The sequence below is a fragment of the Cyclobacterium xiamenense genome, assembly GCF_042140265.1.
Lineage (GTDB): Bacteria > Bacteroidota > Bacteroidia > Cytophagales > Cyclobacteriaceae > Cyclobacterium > Cyclobacterium xiamenense_A.
Genome location: NZ_CP159481.1, coordinates 1,987,681 through 2,010,405 on the forward strand (window position 1 = coordinate 1,987,681; position 22,725 = coordinate 2,010,405).

Annotated in this window: 15 protein-coding genes, 1 tRNA gene and 1 pseudogene; 5 read left to right on the forward strand and 12 right to left on the reverse strand. The window is 49.3% G+C overall.

Annotated features, from left to right (window positions below):
• Nucleotides 1-110: 110 nt before the first annotated feature.
• The 6 genes from ABWH99_RS08435 to ABWH99_RS08460 all read right to left on the reverse strand — a co-directional run bounded on the left by ABWH99_RS08435 (nt 111) and on the right by ABWH99_RS08460 (nt 8,121).
• Nucleotides 111-2,138, reverse strand: a complete 2,028-nt coding sequence (locus ABWH99_RS08435) for a flavin monoamine oxidase family protein (RefSeq protein ID WP_375585844.1) — start codon at nt 2,136-2,138, stop codon at nt 111-113.
• A 35-nt stretch (nt 2,139-2,173) separates the two neighbouring features.
• Nucleotides 2,174-3,106: a heme-binding protein gene (locus ABWH99_RS08440; protein WP_375585845.1), complete on the reverse strand. Its 933-nt coding sequence runs from the start codon at nt 3,104-3,106 to the stop codon at nt 2,174-2,176.
• 1,435 nt (nt 3,107-4,541) lie between these two features.
• The gene (locus ABWH99_RS08445) at nt 4,542-5,051 is read right to left on the reverse strand and encodes a tail fiber domain-containing protein (RefSeq protein WP_375585846.1); all 510 of its coding nucleotides are present in this window, start codon (nt 5,049-5,051) and stop codon (nt 4,542-4,544) included.
• A gap of 498 nt (nt 5,052-5,549) precedes the next feature.
• On the reverse strand, nt 5,550-6,467 hold the full coding sequence (locus ABWH99_RS08450; RefSeq protein WP_375585847.1) for an endonuclease/exonuclease/phosphatase family protein: 918 nt from the start codon (nt 6,465-6,467) through the stop codon (nt 5,550-5,552).
• 150 nt (nt 6,468-6,617) lie between these two features.
• Nucleotides 6,618-7,754: an alpha/beta hydrolase family protein gene (locus tag ABWH99_RS08455; RefSeq protein WP_375585848.1), complete on the reverse strand. Its 1,137-nt coding sequence runs from the start codon at nt 7,752-7,754 to the stop codon at nt 6,618-6,620.
• Nucleotides 7,755-7,932: 178 nt separating this feature from the next.
• Nucleotides 7,933-8,121 (reverse strand): hypothetical protein, encoded by a 189-nt coding sequence (locus ABWH99_RS08460; RefSeq protein ID WP_375585849.1) that lies wholly within the window; start codon nt 8,119-8,121, stop codon nt 7,933-7,935.
• A 999-nt stretch (nt 8,122-9,120) separates the two neighbouring features.
• On the opposite strand from ABWH99_RS08460, the gene ABWH99_RS08465 reads away from it, so the two are divergent.
• Nucleotides 9,121-10,278, forward strand: coding sequence for a DUF4221 family protein (locus ABWH99_RS08465; protein WP_375585850.1), 1,158 nt, complete (start codon nt 9,121-9,123; stop codon nt 10,276-10,278).
• A 292-nt stretch (nt 10,279-10,570) separates the two neighbouring features.
• Here the strand turns inward: ABWH99_RS08465 and ABWH99_RS08470 are convergent, their stop codons facing one another.
• From ABWH99_RS08470 to mltG, 5 genes are all read right to left on the reverse strand, one after another.
• Nucleotides 10,571-12,019: a hypothetical protein gene (locus ABWH99_RS08470; protein WP_375585851.1), complete on the reverse strand. Its 1,449-nt coding sequence runs from the start codon at nt 12,017-12,019 to the stop codon at nt 10,571-10,573.
• Between the two features lie 392 nt (nt 12,020-12,411).
• Nucleotides 12,412-12,497 (reverse strand) — tRNA-Ser (locus ABWH99_RS08475).
• Nucleotides 12,498-12,628: 131 nt separating this feature from the next.
• Nucleotides 12,629-13,597, reverse strand: coding sequence for a YihY/virulence factor BrkB family protein (locus tag ABWH99_RS08480; RefSeq protein WP_375585852.1), 969 nt, complete (start codon nt 13,595-13,597; stop codon nt 12,629-12,631).
• A complete protein-coding gene (locus ABWH99_RS08485; protein ID WP_375585853.1) occupies nt 13,594-14,022 on the reverse strand; it encodes an acyl-CoA thioesterase in 429 nt (142 codons plus the stop codon). Before ABWH99_RS08485 ends, ABWH99_RS08480 begins: the two co-directional genes overlap by 4 nt.
• On the reverse strand, nt 14,022-15,068 hold the full coding sequence (gene mltG, locus ABWH99_RS08490; protein ID WP_375585854.1) for an endolytic transglycosylase MltG: 1,047 nt from the start codon (nt 15,066-15,068) through the stop codon (nt 14,022-14,024). The genes ABWH99_RS08485 and mltG overlap by 1 nt, the downstream gene beginning before the upstream one ends.
• A gap of 226 nt (nt 15,069-15,294) precedes the next feature.
• Between mltG and ABWH99_RS08495 the strand changes: the two genes are divergently transcribed.
• The 4 genes and pseudogenes from ABWH99_RS08495 (at nt 15,295) to ABWH99_RS08510 (ending at nt 20,311) form a co-directional block, all read left to right on the forward strand.
• Entirely contained in the window at nt 15,295-15,924 is a 630-nt protein-coding gene (locus ABWH99_RS08495) for an L-threonylcarbamoyladenylate synthase (RefSeq protein ID WP_375585855.1), read from the forward strand.
• 63 nt (nt 15,925-15,987) lie between these two features.
• Nucleotides 15,988-16,623 (forward strand): WbqC family protein, encoded by a 636-nt coding sequence (locus ABWH99_RS08500; protein ID WP_375585856.1) that lies wholly within the window; start codon nt 15,988-15,990, stop codon nt 16,621-16,623.
• A gap of 84 nt (nt 16,624-16,707) precedes the next feature.
• Nucleotides 16,708-19,232 (forward strand): annotated as a pseudogene (locus ABWH99_RS08505) (ATP-dependent Clp protease ATP-binding subunit).
• Between the two features lie 149 nt (nt 19,233-19,381).
• Entirely contained in the window at nt 19,382-20,311 is a 930-nt protein-coding gene (locus tag ABWH99_RS08510; RefSeq protein ID WP_375585857.1) for a hypothetical protein, read from the forward strand.
• 129 nt (nt 20,312-20,440) lie between these two features.
• On the opposite strand, the gene ABWH99_RS08515 is transcribed toward ABWH99_RS08510, so the two are convergent.
• Nucleotides 20,441-22,717, reverse strand: coding sequence for a GH92 family glycosyl hydrolase (locus tag ABWH99_RS08515; protein ID WP_375585858.1), 2,277 nt, complete (start codon nt 22,715-22,717; stop codon nt 20,441-20,443).
• Nucleotides 22,718-22,725 lie beyond the last annotated feature (8 nt).

Sequence of the window (22,725 nt, forward strand, 5' to 3'; positions counted from 1 at the left end):
AGGATACGGTCTCAAAAACCGGCTATCGCTCCTGATTGCTGCTCTGGATGGTCGCCATTAGCGTTCCGGGACTCAGGAAATGAATGGTTTTTGAGACCGTTTCGGCACGCTTAGGGTAGGTCGTAATGCGTCAATATCAGGCCATGCGAAACACCATCTGATTTGAGCTTTTGCCGAACATTCTCGCGAGCTTTTGAAGCAGAGATTTCTTTGAACGGGTTAAAGTTCGGATCGATATACGCTTTTATTTGTTCCAGGATGTTTTTGTTGTAGAAACTACGTACGGCTTCTTCTGGTTTCCCGTATTTCGCCTGGAATACCTCGCTGTACGGGGGTAGTTCCCATTTTTTCAGCATGAGGTTAGCCGAACGCAGCGAACCTTCTACCCAACCCTGGTAATCCGAATAGGCTTCATTGCAGGTGTATACATTCGGTAACGGTTCCCTGAGTAGTTCCTGGGTTTTATCGTCCTCTGCATGCAAGGCCCACTGGTGAACACCATACCCGAATCTTTCGCTGGCTTCTGTGTCGATAACGGTACTTCCGGCCCAAATTCGGGCGCTGGTCAAGACAGGCTCAGGAATGTAGGTCACATTAAACACTTTCCTGAAAAACTCAGTCGCCTTTTCTACCACCTTTTGCGAAGCGGCAAAGACCACCTGATTCTCTCTATTGTTTTCTTGGTCCTGCATATCCGAGGTAAAAAGAGGGCCGTTTTTTTGCAAGGCCAACCAGTAGTTGATATTCATGTAATCGCAGTAAATGGTCAGCGCCGCCGGTTTCTGAGATTTACGCCGATTGATTTCATCGATCTTTTTCTGAATAGCTTCCGGAATGGATTGATTGTGCTCGCTCATGTATTGCTGGTATTCCAGGGCAGCAGCCAACGCATCGTCCACCGCATAAAATGGATAAATGGAGCCTACGGGTAAATCGGCAAAATTGGGACCGAATTCGATCGCTCCTTTTTCTACCAGCGTCTCGCTACTCCACCAGGCTTTTGGGTAATACAGATTGATCTTGAGCAGGGGCTGGTTGGTGGCGGTTTGAAGCGTATTCCACAATGTATCCGACTTGCTTTTATCCAGTGCATTAAAAGTATTGGATCGGATGAAAAGCGTCTCCAAAGCCAGCCTGGGTAGCGCCAGAATCACCTTGGCTCCATGTATCTGTCCCTTTTTTTCCTGCTCGTCGCGTCCATTGGAAATCGTATAATCAAGCACATACCCCTCCTCTCCGGATTGGTTCATACGAGTAACCGTCGTATTCAGGAAAATGGAGTTTTTGCCAATCTGTGCCGCAAGGGCATTCGGTAGCGTGCTGAAGCCTTCACTCAAGGTTCGAAATTGTGGATCGGCCGGAAACTCTTTCAACAATTGGTAGGCAACGCCGCCGTTCATTTGAGAAAGGAATGTGCCATTGAACCCGGATGATTGATACACCATCGTAATGGCTTCATTGCTGTAGCCCATGTCGGCAAAAAGGTTCCATAGCGACCAGTCCTTCATGATCACCCCTTCCCATTGGCAGGCGATGCGGAAGTCTTGCCAATAGTCGGGCCCCTTACGATCTTCTGCTGTTGGGTATTTGGCCGTAAAATCGGGATTGGCAGCCAATATCTGATTGTACACACTATTGATAATCTCAGAGGGGCTCAGTGCAATCTCCTGGTCGGTAAGATTATAGAGTTGTGGCCAGGTACTTTTCGCTTCGCTTTGTTTGAAGGGAACTCCTCTGAAGTATAATTTATTGTTTCCGCCACTTTGCATGGGAAAAGGAACGATTTGCCGGGCGATAAGCTCCTGTGCCGGATGGGGTTCTCCCTGCTCGTTGGCGGTGGGTAGCGTCATAAACAGCGCCATCAGATTATCCATACTATCAAAAGTAAAGCGCATGCCGCCTTCCTCCTCTTTGACCGTGGCACCCTCAAATTTGATCAGGTCAGAGTCCAGTCTACCTCCGGTACGGTTAAGTTTTTCAAGAATTACGACTTCGTCCGGTGAATACCCCTTCTCATTGATTAAGCGCCAGGCCGTATATAGACCTGCCATACCGGCTCCTACAATCACCACCGGGGCTGTTTTTGGTACCTGGTGACCCTCAGGATGTTTTAAATTCTGAACTTTAAAGTGTGCCATTTTTTTGTGATTTGGGTTTTTAAAAATATAGTGGATTATACTACCTTTTGTAAGGTATTGATGCTGACATGAGGCCAGTCAATACCAAAGAACTTGAGAATGACCGTCTGGGTATATTGAAGCCGTAAAACCGGGTCCCCGTTCGAATCCTTTTCGGCTAATTCCTGAATCCAAAACCTGGCAGTCATCCTGGTGGCGTCTGCCTGCTTTTTGATAAAAGGGATATTGGAAATACCACCGGACGCAATGGTAGAATCAAATGTCAGCTCGGTGGTTTTCACAATCGTGACAGCCTCGTTGGCTTTCACAAGCAAGTCGTTCGGAACGGTAGGGTCGAAAACACCCTGGAAAAGGTTTTCATGAAAATGCTTGTACGGAGCCAGGTAGGGATTGTCGAGCTTTTGGAAGCCTACCGGTAAGCCGCTTTCCTCAGGAATCGTCGGGGCACCCTTACTGGTGCGAGCCTTTCCCAAAGCCAATACGGAATTTCCATGGGGGATGGAAGCAAGTCTTGCCAGGTCGAAACCAGTGGTTGTCAGGTTCGTCATGTGTAAAAACAAACCGGGCTCGTGGTGTATGGGGAGGTCTGAGGGGCCAGCTTCCCCGCTTTCCGGAAAATCCATCGCCGCGATTTGGGTGATGGACTGATCGTAGTCCAGCGTGGCGACAAATTGATCCGTATTTTCCGGTTCATTGAGGTCCACGCCTCTGTTGGGAACGCCTTTATCCACCAGACCAAACTGGTGTTTCTCGTTGTACTGGTTAAGCAGCAGCCTGTAGTTAAGCGAAGACCCTTCCCTGATGAACGGAAGCGCGATCATGTTCCAACCCCTACCGGGTAGGTTTGGCAGGTTTGTCCAAACGCCCGTTAGTTGTTTAAGAGGGCCTAGCGCATCCTCGTCAACCGGAGCATGCGTTAAGGTTCTACCCTGCGCGAGCATTTTCTTGAATTTTTCTGTGGTTAGCATAAAAGTGTGTGTTTAAAGTAAATGAGGCAATAGTTTTACTTGGTTTTCCCAAGTGTCGGGTAACGGGTAATTTTCCTTCTCTGGTTTTGAGGTTGGCTTTTCAGCGACCACCTTTTTACGAGTGGTTTTAAGTTTCGATCTTTTTCAGCGAGCTATTGCCCCATTAGGTGGCTAAACCGACGACTTCCACAGACGGATGGCAGAGGTATTGTTTTTAAAACCATACAGGACGTCCAGGATTGGGTGTAGTGGACGTTTTCGGAGCCCTTTTTACACAGTATTAGCCCTACATTCTTTAAATGTACAAAATTATATTTAATACGCATGCTTTTTCCCCAAAAACAACATATATTATATCGTTAGTTTCCTTTTTTACAGTTATTTGTTTGCTTCAATAGAAAAACCGTGTGCTAAGAAAACCCTATCGTTGGATCGCTCGCCCCAGCTCGGAACAAAGAGCCTGTTTTTCCCTTTTTGGTAGTCTTCGACTTTTTGTAATTTTTCCAGCAGCTTTCCCCGCGGGGAGGCGGGTCAAGCAATCGTCCGCTTCCATCCCGTTTCCTTGCAAGGTCGAAGGGTATGCGTTTTCCCTGGGAATCGCCCACAGATTTGACACGAGAACGCTGCGATGCGCCAGGGGGCCAAGGGAACAGGCCCCATGTACATCCGGTTTTCAACGGCGGGGATGAATTGGTAAACCGATTGGAGGTCTTTTTTGGCCGCACCTATCAGGGGTGTATCCTTGTCTCCAGGGTACCTCCGGGCGATGGGATTTGGGAAATTCGGAACAGTGAAAAGGCTATTTACTTGAAGAAATTGAAAAAAATGGGCGAAATATAGGTTCAATGTCCCGTACGGTACCTGAAGGGAAGTGGAAGTCTGGGGGGAAGTGCCCGATTTTAATGTAATCCGTGTCGCTGAGGGTGAAAATTGCAAACAGAAGAATAGCACCCGGTCAAACCAGAGGGCGAATCCTGCTCTGCAAATTGTACCGGGTCGGTTCATACACCCCCTCGGCTGTTCCCTGCTGAATACAGTGATAGGTGATTACAAACTCATCCTGTCGCGGTAAAAAAATCTCCGATTACTACAAAGATAGATCACCAGGCCATCGGGTTACAGGCGTATGAAAATTATTGACCACATGTTCGCCTGCGAACGATCTGCTCTTGCAGCCCATACAGTCAAATACCCTGTATTTATTCACGCTACATGTTCCTTTACTACCAGTTAATGGTACAGCACTGTACGCTGGCCGATCCAATAACCGGAAGCCGGCGGATCAGGCGATAAAAAGATGGTTTTTCTTTCCGTTGTCACTTTCAAAATCTTTCGGAAATGGGTCAGATTGCAGCTAAATTGTTTTTCCAAACAAGGCCTTTCCGAAAGTGCTTCGCATCGCACTTTCGGAAAGGACAGAGAAGCGGAAGGCCCTTTAGTCAGATTGCCGTTGCATTTCAAGTTCACACCTGAGCAGTTCCAGTTGTTGCTGGTTCGCTTCGATAATTTGCTGCTGTTCTTTGATGGCATTGACCAATACAGGCACCAGGTCCATGTATTTTAGTTTCAGGTGTTGGTCGGATTTGTCTACGCTGACCAATTCCGGCATGATCGCTTGAACATCCTGGGCCATAAAGCCTATCCGCTTTTCTGCGGACTCGTCGGCTTTGTAGGTGTAGATTTTTGCGTGCAGTTGCAGGGCCTCGTTAAGCCCGTAGGGAACCGCAGCAATATTATCTTTTATGCGGTAATCTGAGCCTATTTGCATACAGGCATTGTCTTCGAGGCAATCTCCGTCGTCACAATCGGCTTGCCCATCGCCATCGTCATCGATACCGTTGTTACAAATTTCAACACGGGGATCCTGATCGTCATCGCTTACGGAGCATGCAAAGAAGGCCATGCCAGCACTTAAAAGCAGCGCAAATTGAATGTTGGTTTTCATACTTGAGTTGTTTTTCTTTCTACCTATCATCGACAATATACAAAAAATGTCATCATAAAAGATGGGGTCCGTTATCCAAAAAAACCAAATAAACTATCCCTGGCAACTGGTACACCCCTTACACCGGCTGCAAAAATCCCTGTGTATTTCTGTTTCGATAATAACGTACGTACGAAGAATACTCCAAACGGTAGCCGAAGACAAAATGCCTTGAAAGCCGTGTGCATTCCGGAAAATCAACTTTCCGGAGGTCATGGAATGGAATAGCGGTAGGGGTAAGGCCAATGCGGTGAATTCCGGACCGAGGGTGAAGCGAGGACGAGCGCTTCCTTTGAAGGCCATGAAAAACAATCCGAACAAAGTAAAGTATCCGGAAGCTATTCCAAGTACGTCCTGACGAAACAGATCGGAAAACGAATAGCAAGGGACGTGGAAAGGGTAGGTCACCAAACCCGCCTCGAAGGGATTGAGTAAAAAAAAGCCTTGGGTAATGGGCATTCATTCTTCCCAGGCAAAGGATGCGACCACCGGATAGTGATCGGAGAGCCGATCGGGTGTTCCGCTGTTGATTACCCGCGCATTGGTACAGCGAAATTCGAAAAAGGGGCTGACCAGGATATAATCGATGCGCTGCCGATAGCCGGCTCGTTCTTCGGAAGATAGATCCCCTGTGATCAAGGGCGTAGGAAAGGAAGATTTTCGGTTTTCCTCCGTGTGGTTTTGTACCACATCGATTAGGGGAAGGGATAAAAACCGGGACATGACGCTGTAGTCAAAGGCGCCGTTTCGGAGCGTTTGGAAGGCTTCTGCACCCTTTTCTTCGAATCGCTGTCGATCCCCTTCCCGGTTGCGGCGAAGGGTTTCCGGATGGGCCAGGTCAAATCCGGCGTCAAATGGGGAATGGGCGTTGTAATCGCCGATAACCATGTATTGGTCCTGCTCGTTTTTGATCAAGACATTTTCGATATAGGTCGAAATGATTTCGGCTTCAGACCGCCGGAAATGCCAATCCTGAGGGCTAAGGTGGACCACCAGAAAGTCGATGCCGCGTGTTTTGGCGTGCAGCATGCCGTGCCAAAATCCACCCAGGAGGCGGCCTTTCAATTCCAGCGGTGTTTTCGAGGTAATGCCGATGGGGTAGCCCTCTTCTTTGAGTAACAGGCTATAGGGATGCCCCCATTCCCGGGCAAGTCGGGCGAGTTTCTCCGGGGTAAAGGCATTGAGCTCCTGAAAACCGATGACATCTGCGTCTTGTTCTTTCAGCCATTGCACCATGGCTTGTTCGCGCTCCTGATCTTTCCCCCAGTCAAATCCATTCCAAATATTGTAGCTGATAACCTTGAGGGATTGGTTTTGGGCAAATACTGCGGGCAGCAGCCCGACGAGCAGCGCGAGAAGTAGGAAAAAGCGTTTCATAGCAAGGAGGTTTGGTGGCAATTCAAGATTTGGATTTAGGTGTTTTTTGGCCATCCGAGGCGAACAAAGGCCCTTACGATCGCTTGCTCCATCAGTGGGAAGGGCCGACCCGGACGGTGCTAATTTTTTCTGGAAGCATGGTGGAATAACTCATTCGTTCTCTCTGTTGGATGCGGCTAGCCAGTCGGTCAAAAACTTCACTCCTTCCGCCACAATCGCCTCGTGCCCTCCCTCGTGCAATACCAGGTCGACCTTTTCGGGGATGTCCAGGCGTTGGTAGTGCAGGGCTGCTTTTTCATAGGCTTCCACTACCTGCGGCCAGTGAGCGATATTGTCTTTTTTTCCGTGTTGTATCATCAAGGGACGGGGCACGATCAGGGAAACCAGGTCTTCGTCGGAAAATTCTGTCAGCCAACCGTTGAAAAACGCGTGTTCTTCCCGGGGAGAAAAGCTGGAATAGCGCGGATCCGGCACGGCCATTTTATTCCGCCGCTCGTTGAACCAGGCCGACACCACTCCCGCTTTGATCCGGGATTCCAGAGGCATCCAGAATAGCGTAGCCATTCCGCCCAGGGAGACACCCCACATCCCGACGCGGGCCTCGTCCACGCGGGGGTCTGCAAGTACGCCATCCAATAAATGCTGCACCCGAACCAATTCTATGCCGGGCAAGCTGGTACCCGCCAGTCGGGCATAGCGCTCCACGTTGTTGCGTCGCTCCACCGAGCGCAGGTTCATGGGTATCAGTACAGCAAACCCCGCATCAAGCAATCCCTTCGCATATTCGTGGTAGGCCCCGGCGGTAAAAGGAGTTTCCGGCGAGCTGCCAATGCCGTGTTGTACGATGATCAGCGGTACCGGCTGCTGTTTGCTTGCCCCCTCCGGAAAGGCGAGCACCGCTTCTGCCGTCAACAGGCCCAAGGGGAGGGTTAGCCATTCGGCCTGTAGTGCTCCCAGAGGGTAGGGTTTGGTTTCGAGCGGTCCGCTCTTGGAGAGTATCGGTGGACTTAGCACTTCTTCCCAACGCCTGCGGTTGGGCTCCACACTTCGTTCGAGAGCGGCAGGACTGCTGTAATCCCGGTTCCAGCGGCTGGCTGCACGGGCTTCGTATTCGTCCACCAGAAAATGGCGCAGGTAATTTTCCAGTTGCTTTTCGTAGGCATTCGTACGGGCGGTTTCCACCTCCGGGTCGATCAGTGCTGTGTTTTGCGCAATCCCTGCCAAAGCTCCCATCAACAACCCGGATGAGAGCAAGACTATTTTGGGGAAACAGATCTTTTTATTCATGATTTTAAGGTAGGAAATTCTTTGGGTTAATCGCATGTCTTCCTGAAAAAAGATCCTGGGACCGAGCGAGACGGTGGTGGGGGGGCGTTGAATGGTTCCGAATCGGAATGAAATCGGATCGGGCGCTTGTCGGTTTGGTTGGTGCGGAAGCGGCTTCCAATGGAGGAAACCTTGTTTGCTAAATCAGCAAACGCAACACTGCTACAGCGGCTGATTGCGTCTTTTGCTGAATTACCCCAACTGCCAGGGGTATTCCTTGCTGTGCTGTGTGGTCTTTTTTGGTGGAGACAGGGTTTCCGTTTCGGTTAAATCGGTCTTGGTAAGGAGCATTTTCAAATCTCCCGATACCTACAGCAGTTCGTGACATGTAAAGCAGATAAACCATTTATCGCTGTTAAACTAAGGTTCTTCTAGTGCTCGAATTAATTGGTTTTCGCGTTCTTTTGCTTCGTTTTTGCTATCGGTGTTTACAAGGACGATTCGTTCGTTACCAACTTACAGGCATATTGGGCTGAGCTACGATCAAGATTCGGAGGTAGTAGGGTGGTTGGGTGCGGCTTAAGGTTCGTGTTTCGAGAGAGGAGATGGGGATCGTTTTGGGAAGGGGCTGCGGCAAACAAAACGAGCTAACGAGGTAAACGTTTGCCCCGTGGAGGCAACACGGGTAAATTTATTGATTTTTTACCCTTGTTTTCAAAACGACGGTAAGTTGTACGCTCGTTTGGTCCGTACCGTATTTGTATAAAAATCTTTCCGGTGCAAACAAAGTGCAAAGGCGCGGTATCTGGTAGGAAAAATTGACAGGTTGTAAGTGTAGGTTTTTGGTTTGAATTTTACCATGCCGGAGAATGTTGGCTCAACGCTTTTTCTTCAAAATCGTTGTTCCTTATTTTTTCATCTTGATAGGTAATAAAGGATGTTCCGTTGTCTCCATTTTCGAGATCTTCGGGTTCAGTCTGCGATGGAGTATACGCAATGGCGCAATTTTCACCATTGACATCAACTGAATATCCACATTGGACCGAGTTGGTTGGAAATAGTGCATTTTGATTGCGCGATAACCTGTTTAACCTGATCGTTCAACGTGACCCTGTTTGAGCCGATATGACTGGGACGAAACGAACCGTTTTAGGTCCGAACCTACTTCAGTAGACGGGCACATTTTAGACCGGAATCACTGACACGCAAAAACCGGAATGGGTGGCATAAAACAAACCGTTATATCCATGTTTAAGACTCACCTAGACAATAAGCGCTTTACGTTTACCAATCAGCATGTGAAATAGTAGCTGTTTATCAGACGATTGAATCGGTTTTTACTATCATTAAATTTGTTTATTTGTTTTTTTAGTTCAAAATTAGGCGTGTGAAAAGCCATCTTAGTTTTTTTTTACTAGTACTTTCATTGTATTCCTGTGATCAGTCGGCATCCGGAACGGGAAAAGTGGAGGGATTGGAGGTTTCAATCGATACGGTCATTATCGATACGGGAGAGGATTTTATCAACCTGCGTTCCGGGATTTATTTTTCGGGTTCTAGCAACGATGGAACGTACCTTTTTAATTCAGGGGGAACCAGTCCTTACCTGGAAAGGATAAATCTGGAAACCTTGACGTTTGAAGAAAAGATGGATTTTGACGCGGACGGACCCAATGCATTTGGAGATTATGTGTATGGGGTAAGTGCTGATGTCAACAACAATTTAATCCTGACGAGTCATTTTTCCACAAGTATTTTCAATAGTAAAAAGCAAAAACTGAAAGAGTATCGTTTAATAGGACGAAATTTTGAAGGGGATCAATTAGTAAAAGGCGAACAATTCACCTCAAAAATTATTCCTACCAAGGATTATACTATAATTTTTGGCTTGGTGGAGAATCACGATACCGGAGAAATATTTTTCGCGATCTTGAACGAGGAAACGGATTTTTTAAGAAAAGTAAAACTAAACGGATTTGAGAAGGCAAAAGATTTTACGGTAAGATACCAGCAAGGCAGAGGGGCATCCGTTTCTCCCCAAAATACAGAAATTGTTCGATTGGGAAATAAACTGGTGATCACGAATCCCGTGTTTAGCAAAATAGCCGTATATGATTTAGTCGAGGAAAACTTGAACTATTACTCCTGCCTACCAACCCTAACGGCACCAGAAAAAGTAGGTACCTATACCCGGGAGGTCAATTCAAGAGAAGAATATAACAGTCGAAAACTAAAGATCGGGAAAGAGGTCACCTTTTTACCCTTAATGAGCGATTCAACCAATAACCAGTATGTCAGGATTTCAATCGTAGGTCTACCAAAAATGAATGACCAAGGGATGCTGGAAATGAATGACCACAACGTGTTTATCAGTATTCTCAATGATTCGTTTGAAGTGATCAAAGAGGCAGCGGTAGCAGGTGGTATTGGTAAGCTTTTTTCAACGCCCATACCCCAAAAACCTTTTTTTAAAGATGGAAAGGTGTGGCTCTATTTGAATGTCCATGACGAATTGGCATTTGTACGTTTGGGCCTGAATTCCTAGCTGTTTTTTACCAAAATCTTGGTTATTGAGAACAAACCCCGGTTCTGAACCATGATCCCTGCCAATAGGAGAGCAGCCATTTACCCTCCATTGCTAGGCCAGTTCAAAAAAATAGCTTTTCTAAAGGAAACCTTCGGTAATTTTGTTGCAAGGCCCTTGGCTTTTGTGTCCGGGCAGGATGGAGCGATAACGTTTCCAACATTAAAACGGTAGATGTCATCTCACCTTTTGAATAGGACAAAGAAACAGGGGTAAAAGGAGCCTGCATCCTGGCATCTCCGAAGGGTTACAGCTAGTGCAAGCGAACCGCCCGCGGGCGCTCGGGGCATTTGTCGAGGATTGCTTCCCCATTGGCAGCGGTGCCGACCGCGATGGTTTGCAGGCTGAGGCCGTTGGGAAATAAGCGGGCAACTTCCTCCGCCGTACCGCCATTTGCCAACAGTTCCCGCGAAAGCCTGATTTCGATTTCCTGAAATACGGGAACGCCTTGGCAGGCCTCCGCCGAAGAGGTGTACAGTTCGCTGGTAACAAGCGTCGTGCTCAAAAGACCCGGTGCCAGCGACTGCGGCCGAAACCCGCTTGATTCGGCGGTATACAGCGTGGTTTTGCTGCGCTTGCCGCTATCGCTTACTTCTACCTGCAGGGCCAAGTCCACACCTTGCTGATCGCTATCGCGGACAATCCGCCCACCGTGTAGCCCGGTTTGCACATCGTTGTCCAGATCTAGCAGAACCCAATAGTCGTTTTTGCGCGGGGTAAACAGGCCATTTGTTCCAATAAGTATGGTCAACTCGCCCGCTTCGGATAGCCGGTTGAACACCATGGTTTTGTACAGGTCAAGGGATTTATCGGCTGCGGCAAAGCGTTCCCCCCGTTCGTCCAACAGGGACACGATGCGCCTTTGGGCATCGGCTACCGGAAAGAAAAGGTCCGCATAGCGGGTGCGCGCGATATCGCACTGCGCTACTTCCAGCGTTCGACTTGAGGCCGAACTGCCGGCACCGGACATGAGGTTGCCAAAATCATTAAAATCGAGAAAACCGCTGTTGCAAGCCACCCCGTCATCTCCATTTGCATGGCAGAGGCCGAGAACGTGACCCAGTTCGTGGGCCAGCACCCGCTCCGTGTTTCGGTGAAGGTCGCCAAGCGCACTGGGAAAGAATTCCAGGTCGCCGATAAAGAAAAAAGGCCGGGTTCCGGAATTCGCAAAAGCGATACCGTTAATCGGACTGTCTGTGCCATCGGCATTGACAAAGGAGCGAACAGCGAGACCGGTTACCCCGGTAGGCTGCGCATTCCAGTGGTTATCGCACAGGAGGGCCAGTTCTTCGAGTTCCGAGGTGAGTGCGGTATGGTGCACCACGACGTCACCGGCTGCGCCAACGGAGAGGTCCGGATCGTCAAACAATCCGAAATTCGCGGTTGAACCGATAACGGGTCCCAAGAGGATTTTACACTGGGTCCAGTTGCATAGGCCTGCCCGCAGGTGGCGGTTTTGCAACAACTCGCCAAAGGTCTCCTCACAAAGCAGCGAAGGATCGTCAATGGAAGGCGCTCCGTTCAGGGCATTCCATTTCACCTGAAGCGTGCGAAAAGGAACTTCTTCCGACAAGAGGGAGGGGAGTTGCAAATCGTCCGGGCAATCCGGGCAACCGGCGGGGGGACTGCCGCAGCTGCTGGAGTATAGGAAGACCACTATACCCAGGCAAGACCGGAGGCTCGAAAGGATGTTGTGTAGCATGATAGGGGTTGATAAATTAACCGGTTGCCGCCTCCCGAAAGGAAATCGTCCGTCCAAGCAGACAACCTCCCGCCGGATTCTTTTGTACCAATCCAGTAAAAGGTAGAAAAAAATCGCTAAAAAACCAATGTCATCCTGTAAAACGGCACTGAAGCCCGGAAAAAATCCATTTTTCTCAAGTGGAAATATTCCAAAGTCGAAAGGTGTTTCTTTTCCATGTCAGGCAAGGTTGTACGCAGCAAAAGAGCTTTGTGCGCATAAAAAATATCCTTTAGGACTGGAGCGTCAAGGATCTATCTTTTGAGACCGATTTAGCGAAAAGCCAGGCAGCAGGGCAGCTCCCGACGACTCGAAATAAAAATAGCCGGGCAATTTGCCCGGCTATTTTTGTGCAGAGGAGGAGGGATTTCGAACCCCCGGAACCTCGCGGTTCAACGGTTTTCAAGACCGCCGCAATCGACCACTCTGCCACTCCTCTAAATCTACCCGGCGCTTTCTCGCTTTACTTCTTTAGCACCTGCCCATCCCTTTTCTTGTGCATGCTGATGGGATTTGGATTGCAAATGTAGACCATATTCTAGTTTATACCAATAGTTGGGTAGGAAAAAATTAGGCAAATCCGGGATTTTTTCCGGGTTGCTTTGGTCGCTTTACCGGCGCCTTTTTCCGGCGGGTCTTGTCCAGGCTGACATTGATTTCAAACCCTACCAATACCAGGATGGAGGTAATCCATAACCACAACATCACCGCAATCATCGTCCCGATCGATCCGTATAACTTGTTGTAACTGGCAAAATTATTTAAGTAAAAGGTGAACAGAAAAAATCCCAAGGTAATCAGAAAGCCAGCCACCACCGATCCGGTAGAAAAAAACTTCCACTTTTCATGAACGGCCGGAGCAAAGCGAAAAATATAGGCCGTAGCAATCATAAACAGCAGGAGCAACACGAAAAATCGGAAAAAGGCCAGAGAATAGTAATAGATGGTGTTGCTCACAAACTCGAATTCTGAAATCCGCAACAACAGATCGCTGCCCACCAGCATCACCAACACGGCCCCGCAAATACTCACCACCAGTACCAATACGATGCTTACAGCTATCAGGCGCGTGCGGAAGAAGCTACGGTATTCCTTGGTGCGGTACACGGCGTTGAAGGCATTCATCATGGAGATCACCCCGTTGGTGGATAGGTAGAGGGCCAGGAAAAAACCCAGTGATAGCAAACTCTGCCGGGGCTTGCTCACAATGTCCATAATGGTCGGCGCGGCTTCGTTGTACACGGACTCGGGCAAAATATCCCGGATAAAGAGCAAAATATTAGCCGTGGTTACGCCCGGAAAAAAAAACTGAATAAAGGGAATGGTGTTCAGTAAAAATAGCAACAAGGGAAACATGGCCACCGTGAAGTTAAATGCCATGGCGCTGGCACGTTCGAATACGTCGTCTTTTTGCAGGTGGTGGAAAAAGATTTTCCCTACGTCGTACAGGTTTTGATCCGGATTGCCAAAATGGATCGGCTTTAGTCGTAAGGCTTGCTTGTGCAAACGATCCAAAAACCTTTCGATCCGCTCTTTCACGTCCCGGATGGATTAGGGGTGTCGAAATAGGGCCGCAGCAAGTCCACCAAGGGTACCGGTGGCCTACAGGGCCGGTGCGTGTCCGTTCGGAGGAAGGTCAGTAAGGTTTCCCCTACATGAATGGTTTCCCCCTGTTCGTTGAAAATTTCGTAGTAAAACCGAATGCGTACCCCGGGCATTTCCCGAATGCTGGTACGAATGGTCAGCTGTTCGTCGTACTTTCCAGGTAGCAAAAAGCGGCTGTGGTTTTCCAGAACCGGCATCATGATCCCCGAGGCTTCCATGTCCTTGTACGAAAAACCAATGCTCCGCAAGGCTTCTACCCGAGCTACTTCGTAATACGTGGCGTAATTTCCGTAATAGACGTAGCCCATTTGGTCCGTTTCGGCATACCTGACGCGGAGTTGATGCTCTTTCGTAAACATTACCGGTAGATTTTTGAGGCGTTGAGTGCGTTTTGGTACCTTCGGGCATTGCTGAGATGCTCTCGAAGGGTCCGGGCAAAGGCATGGTAACCGGAGAAATCCTCCTTCGCACAAAAATACAGGTACTCGTGATCTTCGTAGTTCAGCACGGCATCCAGGGAACTGATTTCCGGCAGGTTGATGGGGCCGGGCGGAAGTCCGGCATACTTGTAGGTGTTGTAGGGGCTTTCCACTTCCTTGTGCACGTTCAATACCCGTCGGATACTGAAATCACCCAGGGCAAATAGCAGGGTGGGATCGGCTTGCAAGGGCATGTTGCGCTCCAGACGATTGAGGTACACTCCAGCCACCCGCGGCCGCTCGTCCCGTTTGTTGGTTTCCGCCTGCACGATGGAGGCCAACGTAGAAACTTCAAGCGGAGTCAGTTCCAGTTGTTCTGCCTTTGCCTTCCGGGCATCCGTCCAGAATCGGTTGTATTCCCGGTACATGCGGTCAAAGAGTTCTACCGGGCTCAGGTTCCAATATACCTCGTAGGTATTTGGGATAAACATGGTCATGACTGTCAGGCTGTCAAAACCGTACTTTTTAAGAAAATCCTGGTCCTGCAGCAGCGGTAAAAAACTTTCCTTGTCCATTTCCAGGCCCGTGGTGATTTTTTCCGCCAGTTCTTCGGGTAGGCGTATGGTATTGAAGGTGATGTTTACCGGCGTCTGGTTTCCGGAGCGGAGCAGCGTGATCAGCTCCCGGTTGGACATTTTGGGCTGAAGGGTATACTTTCCCGGTTTTACGGCCTGCGAATAGTCCATTACCTTGGCTACAAAACTGAAGGTAACGACCTCGTTTACGATGTCTCGCTTCAAAAGACTGTCCCGTACGGCGTCAAAAGTGCTTCCGGTAGGGATGGTAAAAGTTTCCGGCGCATCGCGATTTACGAGGGTATTGGGCGAAAAAAATGCCTGGTAAAAGTAAAAACTCAGGGAGGTCAGCAAAACGGAAACCGCCACCAATCCTACCAGCAGGTATTTCTTTTTTTTGTCTGTAAGCATGCGTTTTTTTACTTGACCTGCGGGGAACGCCGGGGGAACGCACAGGTTCTGTTCTCAATCTTTTTGACAAATATACTATTAAAACAAGGACTTGTATTTTTGAATAAATAAAATCCCGTAGAAAAAACCAAGCCTTGCTTTTATATTGGCGATTAAATGAGTTAATTTAACTGTCTGTTCGGCATTGACAAGGTCGGTGCCGGGAGAACCTAACCCAGCGAACTGTATGGCGGCAGCCTTTATCAAGCTCTATCCCGAGAATCCGGATCCCCGAAGGATTCGTCAGATTGTGGATGTCCTTCGGCAAGGCGGAATAATCATCTATCCTACGGATACCATCTACGGTATGGGCTGCGATATTTTTAACCAAAAAGCCATTGAGCGGATCAGTTTGATTAAAGGAGTGAAACCCAAAAAGCAAAATTTTTCGTTTATATGTTACGATCTGAGCAATATTGCCGAATACACCCGGGCATTGAGTACGCCGGTTTTTAAACTGATGAAGAAAGCACTGCCCGGTCCGTTTACCTTTATTTTGGAAGCGAACAATAAGGTGCCGAAGCTGTTAAATAGCAAGAAAAAGACCGTCGGTATCCGGGTACCGGACCACAGCATTCCGCGGACACTTGTCAGGGAATTGGGCCAACCGATACTGACCACATCCATTCGTGACGAGGACGATGTGATCGAGTACAGTACAGACCCGGAGTTGATTTATGAGAAGTACAAGGATTTGGTGGACGTGGTAATCGATGGTGGTTATGGGCAAAATGTGGCTTCCACAGTAATCGATTGCACGGGGGATCAAATAGAAGTCCTTCGCGAAGGACTTGGGGAAATTAGCGAAATCGTCTGAGGAAAATCCTATTTTCTTTGTCGAAAATTTAACTTACCCCTACCTTTCCGGAAACTGTTGCCCATGAATCAGCTCTCATCCGGAGTGGTGGCGGACGTCTTGTATTTGCCCACCCTGTCTTATTTCGTTGCGGTCAGGGGGGCAAGGGAAATCGTCCTTGCTGCCGCAGACCCGGTGCGCCGGCAGTCCTTTGTAAACAAGACAAGGATACGCCTGGCCAATAAGGTCGAAACGTTGTCGGTACCCGTGTACGGGGTTCGTAAAAAGCAGGCCGTCAAAGACCTGAAAATTGATTACGATCAAAAATGGTTAAACGTCCACTTGCGGGGATTGCAAAGCGGGTACGGAAAAGCTCCTTTTTTTGAATATTTTTATTCTGACCTGGAGCGCGTATATTTACAAAAGCATCCCTACCTGTTGGATCTGAATCGGGAGTTACTGACACTTTGTCTGAAATTTCTGAGCTGGGATGTCACGTTGCGGGTAGCAGCCGACCCTGTGGGAGAAGTCCATTTTCGGGACATTAGGGGGCTGATTCATCCTAAAAAGCTGAAAGAGAGGCAAGGAATCTATCGCCCGCAGCCGTACCAGCAAATATTTGGCGCAGACTTTGCACCGGATTTGTCGATTGTGGATTTGTTATTCTGTGAAGGTCCCGGTGCCAATCGCATCCTGGACCGTTCAGAAAAAAGTAATTGAACAATATGTAAAACTATTGTGTTTTTAAAACAAATTCGATAACATTAATCAACGATTTGAAATAATACCATAAGAAAGGATATAATGGAAGCAAAATTTTCAAACAGAGTTAAAGAGGTGATCTCCCTCAGCCGCGAAGAAGCGTTGCGACTGGGGCATGATTACATCGGTACAGAGCACCTCTTGTTAGGAATGATTCGTGAAGGGGAAGGTGTGGCTGTTTCCATTCTTAAGAAACTTGGCGTTCCTTTGGACGAACTCAGGAATTCCGTGGAGCGGGCAGTAAAAGGAACGGCGAATCACAATGTGAAGAATCTTGCCAATATTCCGCTGACCCGGCAATCCGAAAAGGTGTTGAAAATCACCTATTTGGAAGCAAAGATATTCAAAAGCCAACTTATAGGCACCGAACACTTGTTACTTTCCATTTTGAGAGACGAAGATAATATTGCCACGCAGATACTTCAGAAGTTTGATGCAACCTACGATACCGTCAAGGAAATGCTCGAATTTCAAACGGATCAGTCGCCCCGGTCAGGTACCGAAGCAGACGATTCCGACGAGGAAGGTTCCAAATTATTTGGTTCCTCCAGCGGCTCCTCCGGGAGTTCCAAGGGCAGTGCGGAAAAATCCCGCACCCCGGTATTGGATAATTTCGGCAGAGACCTTACCCGCATGGCGGAAGAGGATAAGCTGGATCCCATTATTGGTCGGGAAAAGGAAATTGAACGCGTTGCACAAATTCTATCCAGAAGAAAGAAAAACAATCCCATTCTGATCGGCGAACCCGGTGTGGGTAAAACGGCCATTGCCGAAGGACTGGCCCTACGGATCATTCAAAAGAAAGTATCCCGGGTGTTGTTCAACAAACGGGTGGTTACACTGGACCTGGCCTCGCTGGTCGCCGGTACGAAATACCGGGGGCAATTCGAGGAACGAATGAAGGCGGTGATGAATGAGTTGGAGAAATCGCCCAACGTGATTTTGTTTATCGACGAGTTGCACACCATTGTGGGGGCAGGAGGAGCGAGCGGCTCACTTGACGCATCCAATATGTTTAAACCGGCTCTGGCCCGGGGTGAGATCCAATGCATCGGAGCTACCACGCTGGACGAATACCGACAGTACATCGAAAAAGACGGTGCGCTTGCTCGGAGATTTCAAATGGTGATGGTGGATGCCACCTCTCCGGAGGAAACCATCCAAATCCTCGAGAATATCAAAGACAAGTACGAGGATCACCACAACGTGAATTATACTCCGGAGGCCATTCAGGCTTGTGTGAACCTCTCCGACCGATACATATCGGATCGTTTTCTACCAGACAAAGCGATCGATATCCTCGACGAAGCAGGAGCCAGGGTACATATTAATAATATTCACGTGCCAGAAAATATTCTGAAGTTGGAGGAAGAGGTGGAAAAAATCAAGGTAGAAAAAAACCGGGTCGTCAAAAGCCAGAAATACGAAGAGGCTGCCCAACTGCGGGACAAAGAAAAGAAACTCCTGGAGCAGTTGGAGAACGCGAAGGCAAAATGGGAGGAGGAAAGCAAGACCAAACGGTACACGGTGGAAGAGGATAATGTGGCAGAGGTGATCGCCATGATGACCGGTATTCCCGCCCGTAGAATCGCCCAAAACGAAGGAGCGAAATTGCTCAACATGGGCGACGAACTGAAAGGACGCGTCGTAGGACAGGAAGAAGCGATCAAGAAATTGACCAAAGCGATCCAACGCACACGGGTTGGATTGAAAGACCCGAAGAAGCCCATAGGTTCCTTCGTGTTCCTGGGTCCCACCGGGGTCGGAAAAACCGAGTTGGCCAAAATGCTGGCTACCTACCTGTTTGATAAAGAAGATGCGCTGATACGAATCGACATGTCGGAGTACATGGAGAAATTCTCCGTGTCCAGATTGGTGGGGGCTCCTCCGGGCTACGTGGGCTACGAAGAAGGTGGACAGCTCACCGAAAAAGTTCGACGTAAGCCGTATTCGGTCGTCTTGCTTGATGAAATCGAAAAAGCTCACCCAGACGTCTTCAACATCCTGTTGCAGGTGCTGGACGATGGGGTTTTGACCGACGGACTGGGCAGGCGGGTGGATTTCCGCAACACCATTATTATCATGACCTCCAATATTGGCGTAAGGGATTTGAAGGATTTTGGTGCCGGAATTGGATTTGCTTCCAAAGCCAAGGAAGAAAACATGGACGACGTGATGAAATCAACCATCCAAAATGCCTTGAAAAAGGCGTTTAGTCCGGAGTTTCTGAACCGGTTGGATGATGTAGTGATATTCAATTCCCTGACCAAGGAACACATCCATCAGATTATCGATATCAACCTCAAGAAGCTCTTTACCCGAATTACCGATTTAGGCTATGTTATCGAGCTAACCGACAAAGCAAAAGATTTTCTGTCGGAAAAAGGTTACGACAAACAATACGGTGCACGTCCGTTGAATCGAGCGATACAGAAATACCTGGAAGACGCGCTTGCCGAGGAGATTCTCAAAGGAGAGTTGTCCGAGGGAGACGTGATCATCGCAGACTATCTGGAGAAGGGGACGCGCTGCAAATCAGCGTCACCAAAAAGGAAAAAGCAGATTAACCCCTGGCTTCATGCTGGGAAAGCAAACATACACTATTGGGGCAGCCTTTCGGGGCTGTCCCTTGTTTTTTAAGTAGTCATGCTGTATGGATTACCAGATCATGGCAGTCAAGTTGTTCAATTCGGTTGTTGGTTAAACGCGTAGAGGAATGGGTTTTCTTTTCGAGAAATTGCTTAAACTTTTCTTTCTTTTTTCGATCATTCCTTTTTTGCTTTCGGAAAAGCTTCAAAAAAAGTACGACCTAAAGCTACACCCCCAGGTGACGTACAGCATCTTTTCCGGTCCGAAAAAAGTCGCGGCGATCGAAGAAAAATTCCTCGATGAGACCAGCGGCATGGCCGTTTCCCGAAAATTTCCAGAGATCATCTATTTACACAACGACAGTGGCGGATCGGCGGAACTCTTTCTACTTGATACCCTGGGAAAATACCGGGGCAAGATTCTGCTGGAGGGGACGAAAAACCGGGATTGGGAGGATCTGGCCATCGGTCCCGGCCCCGCTGCGGGTCAATCCTACCTGTACCTGGGGGACATTGGCGATAATTTCAGCGTCCATGAGGAACTGTTGATTTATCGGTTTCCCGAGCCTCCTGTCCTCCGGGGAGAACTTTCTGTAAATCCGGAACGGATCAAGTTGAGGTACCCGGACGGGGCCAAAGATGCAGAAACATTGCTGCTGGACCCGCTGAGCGGTGATTTATACCTGCTGACCAAACGAGACGCACGAAATACGCTGTACAAAGCGGCCGCCGCTGACCTGCAGGATGGGAGTACCGTCGAGTTGGAAAAGGTGCTGGAATTGCCAATTACCCTATCGGTAGCCGGAGATATTTCTGCGGATGGGCGTCAGGTAGCGATCAAAAACTACTGGGTAGTCTATTATTGGGAGCGGGATCCCGCTTTGTCGTTGGAGGAAACGCTGCGCCAACCCGCAAGGCTACTGCCCTACGAGCCGGAACCCCAAGGAGAAGCGCTGGCATTCAGCCCGGATGGCAACAGTTATTTCACGCTCAGCGAAAAGAAACTGCGGGTACAACCGGTGCTGTACCGTTACGCTCGCATACCGGTACCGGAGTAATCCCTCGATCGGCAGCGGCCCCGGCAAACGCAAACGGGTGCATGGCAGCTTGCCTTTCGAGCCAACACATGCCTGCTGTCGGCAAATACCCGGGCGGCCCAGCCTGGATCGGTTATCCGAGCCGATTCATCAAGGGGTTTCACTCATTTGCAGGCGAAGAACACCTCCATTTACCAAATCCCCATGGCGAATTCCCATGCCGTCTGTCGGTTTTCCATTAAAGGTTTTTCGTTGGATATAATAGCGATCGGGTCCGTTGTTTTCAGCCCAGATGGTGAAGGTTTTTCCCGGGTAGTAGTCCGGATGGAGGCGGATGACTGCTTTTTCAAAAATAGGGCTTCCTAACTCGTATATAGGATTTTCTTCCGTTCCGGCATTCATCTGAAACAGGCCCAGTTTCATTAGCACCGCCAAAGAGCCCATGAGGCCCTGGTCCTCGTCTCCGTTGTAGCCCAGGTGGGGACTCAGTGCAGAAAAGGCACGTTCCAGTACTTTCCGGGACCAATATTGGGTAAGGTCCGGACGGTCCAGGTAATTGAACACGTAGGCCATTTGCATGGAAGGCTGATTGCCATAGTTGACGGGTATCCTGCGGTATTCGGGATGTGTTTCCACCGCGTGAGAGGTACCAGAGGTAAATCCGAGTTTCTCTGCTTCGACGAATTGCTCCTGTAGTTTTTGCACGGCTTTTTCTTTTCCACCCATTAGTTCCGCCAGACCGGGTAAATCGTGCGGGACAAACCAGGTAAACTGTGCCCCGTTGGCCTCTACGAAACCTTTCGCATAGTCGTAGGGGTCAAAAGGTGCCATCCATTCGCCCTGTGCGTTTTTCGGGCGCATCCAGCCGCTAGCGGGGTCGTATACGTTTTTGTAGTTTTGTGAGCGGGCTAAAAAGAGCTGTTCATCGGCCTCTTTGGATAGGGCTTTTGCCAGTTGGGCGAGTGTCCAATCCTGGAAGCTGTATTCCAGCGTTTGTCCGGCACCTTGTTCGTGCCCGCCGAATCGACCTCTTGGGTTGGGGTAGGGGACATAGCCCATTGTGATGTAGTCTTCCACATTGCCGCCCAGGGCGGTACGGTGCTCGTAGCCGGATTTGCTCATCATTCCTCCGGGCAGATGGTTTTTCTTCAACCCCTCGTAGGCGGTTTCCACATCAAATCCGCGGATCCCTTTCTGGTACAGACTGACGAAAAAAGGCGTGGAAGAAGCGCCGGTCATGACATAGGTGTAATTGCCACCGGAAGGTCCCCTGGGAATCAGCCCACCATCCCGGTAGTACTGTAGAAAACTATTGGCAAATTCCTCCGCAATATCCGGGTAGACCAGAGACCATAATACTCCAATGGTCCATTGGGCGCCCCAGAAGGAATCGGAATTAAAATGCCGGAAACGGGGATTGCCGGCTTCATCCAGCGGCAGTTGCCCAATCCGGAAGGTATCGCCGGTGTGATCGGGATAGGCTCCGTTTGCATCGCTGATGGTACGCCGCCCCTGTAGGGCTTTCCACAAATCGGTGTAAAAGCGGCGTCGCTGCGTTTCGGTATTTCCCTGCACCTGAATACGGCTCAACAGTTCGTTCCATACAGCCCGGGTCTCTTGTTCGACGCGTTCAAAATCCCAATGGGAAAGTTCCTTTTCCATGTTGTTGCGGGCATTGTCCGGGTGGGTATAGGAGATGCTTACCTTCATGTGAAGTGCTTCGCCGGCCAGGTCACCAAAACCCACAATAACATGGGGGGAATCCGAATGTTCTACCCAGCCGGTAATGGGGCGGTCAAAGGCTACCTGAAAATGAACGGTGATCGGGTGGGGACGTCGGGAAGTCGGTTCGTTGGTGACGCTGCCCTGCAAGGTGTGGTCGTCCAGTTTTTTTAATTGACCCTCCACCATGGCGCTGGGTCCCAACATTCCCCCCAGATGAAACAGGACGCCGGACTGTTTTCCGGAAGGAAAGCGGTAGCGGTGCAGGCCAACCCGATGGGTAGCGGTGAGTTCCGCTTCGACCTGAAAACGGTCCAGGTACACCCGGTGGTAACCCGCCCGAATGGTTTCCCGATCGTGGCTATAGGGGGAATAGTAGTCGGAAAGCAGTTCTTCGGGGGAAGCAGAATAGCTGACCGGCATGACCGAGACTCCGGATAGTTGCCAGGCATGGATATGGCTGAATCCTTTGATACTGTCCGCATCGTAGCGGTATCCACTGTTCCAGGCACCGTCTAGTTCGTGGTCCGGGCTTAGGTTGACCATCCCGAAAGGCCGGGTAGCCGAGCTAAAATAAAACCAACGGGAATTGGCAGCGTCCAACAGGGGGTACACCATGTCGACCGGTTCCGGGCTGGGTTTTGACTGAAAACTAAACAGAGGAAAAAATGCAAGTACAAACAGTAGCAAACGATTCGAAGTCATGGGGGGAG

Coding starts and splice junctions, on each gene's coding strand:
- ABWH99_RS08450 (WP_375585847.1), bottom strand. CDS start 6,467: ATGAAACGCTTTTTCCTACTTCTCGCGCTGCTCGTCGGGCTGCTGCCC.
- ABWH99_RS08510 (WP_375585857.1), top strand. CDS start 19,382: ATGGGTTTTCTTTTCGAGAAATTGCTTAAACTTTTCTTTCTTTTTTCG.
- ABWH99_RS08515 (WP_375585858.1), bottom strand. CDS start 22,717: ATGACTTCGAATCGTTTGCTACTGTTTGTACTTGCATTTTTTCCTCTG.
- ABWH99_RS08460 (WP_375585849.1), bottom strand. CDS start 8,121: ATGTCACGAACTGCTGTAGGTATCGGGAGATTTGAAAATGCTCCTTAC.
- mltG (WP_375585854.1), bottom strand. CDS start 15,068: ATGCTTACAGACAAAAAAAAGAAATACCTGCTGGTAGGATTGGTGGCG.
- ABWH99_RS08440 (WP_375585845.1), bottom strand. CDS start 3,106: ATGCTAACCACAGAAAAATTCAAGAAAATGCTCGCGCAGGGTAGAACC.
- ABWH99_RS08495 (WP_375585855.1), top strand. CDS start 15,295: ATGGCGGCAGCCTTTATCAAGCTCTATCCCGAGAATCCGGATCCCCGA.
- ABWH99_RS08435 (WP_375585844.1), bottom strand. CDS start 2,138: ATGGCACACTTTAAAGTTCAGAATTTAAAACATCCTGAGGGTCACCAG.
- ABWH99_RS08470 (WP_375585851.1), bottom strand. CDS start 12,019: ATGCTACACAACATCCTTTCGAGCCTCCGGTCTTGCCTGGGTATAGTG.
- ABWH99_RS08485 (WP_375585853.1), bottom strand. CDS start 14,022: ATGTTTACGAAAGAGCATCAACTCCGCGTCAGGTATGCCGAAACGGAC.
- ABWH99_RS08500 (WP_375585856.1), top strand. CDS start 15,988: ATGAATCAGCTCTCATCCGGAGTGGTGGCGGACGTCTTGTATTTGCCC.
- ABWH99_RS08445 (WP_375585846.1), bottom strand. CDS start 5,051: ATGAAAACCAACATTCAATTTGCGCTGCTTTTAAGTGCTGGCATGGCC.
- ABWH99_RS08455 (WP_375585848.1), bottom strand. CDS start 7,754: ATGAATAAAAAGATCTGTTTCCCCAAAATAGTCTTGCTCTCATCCGGG.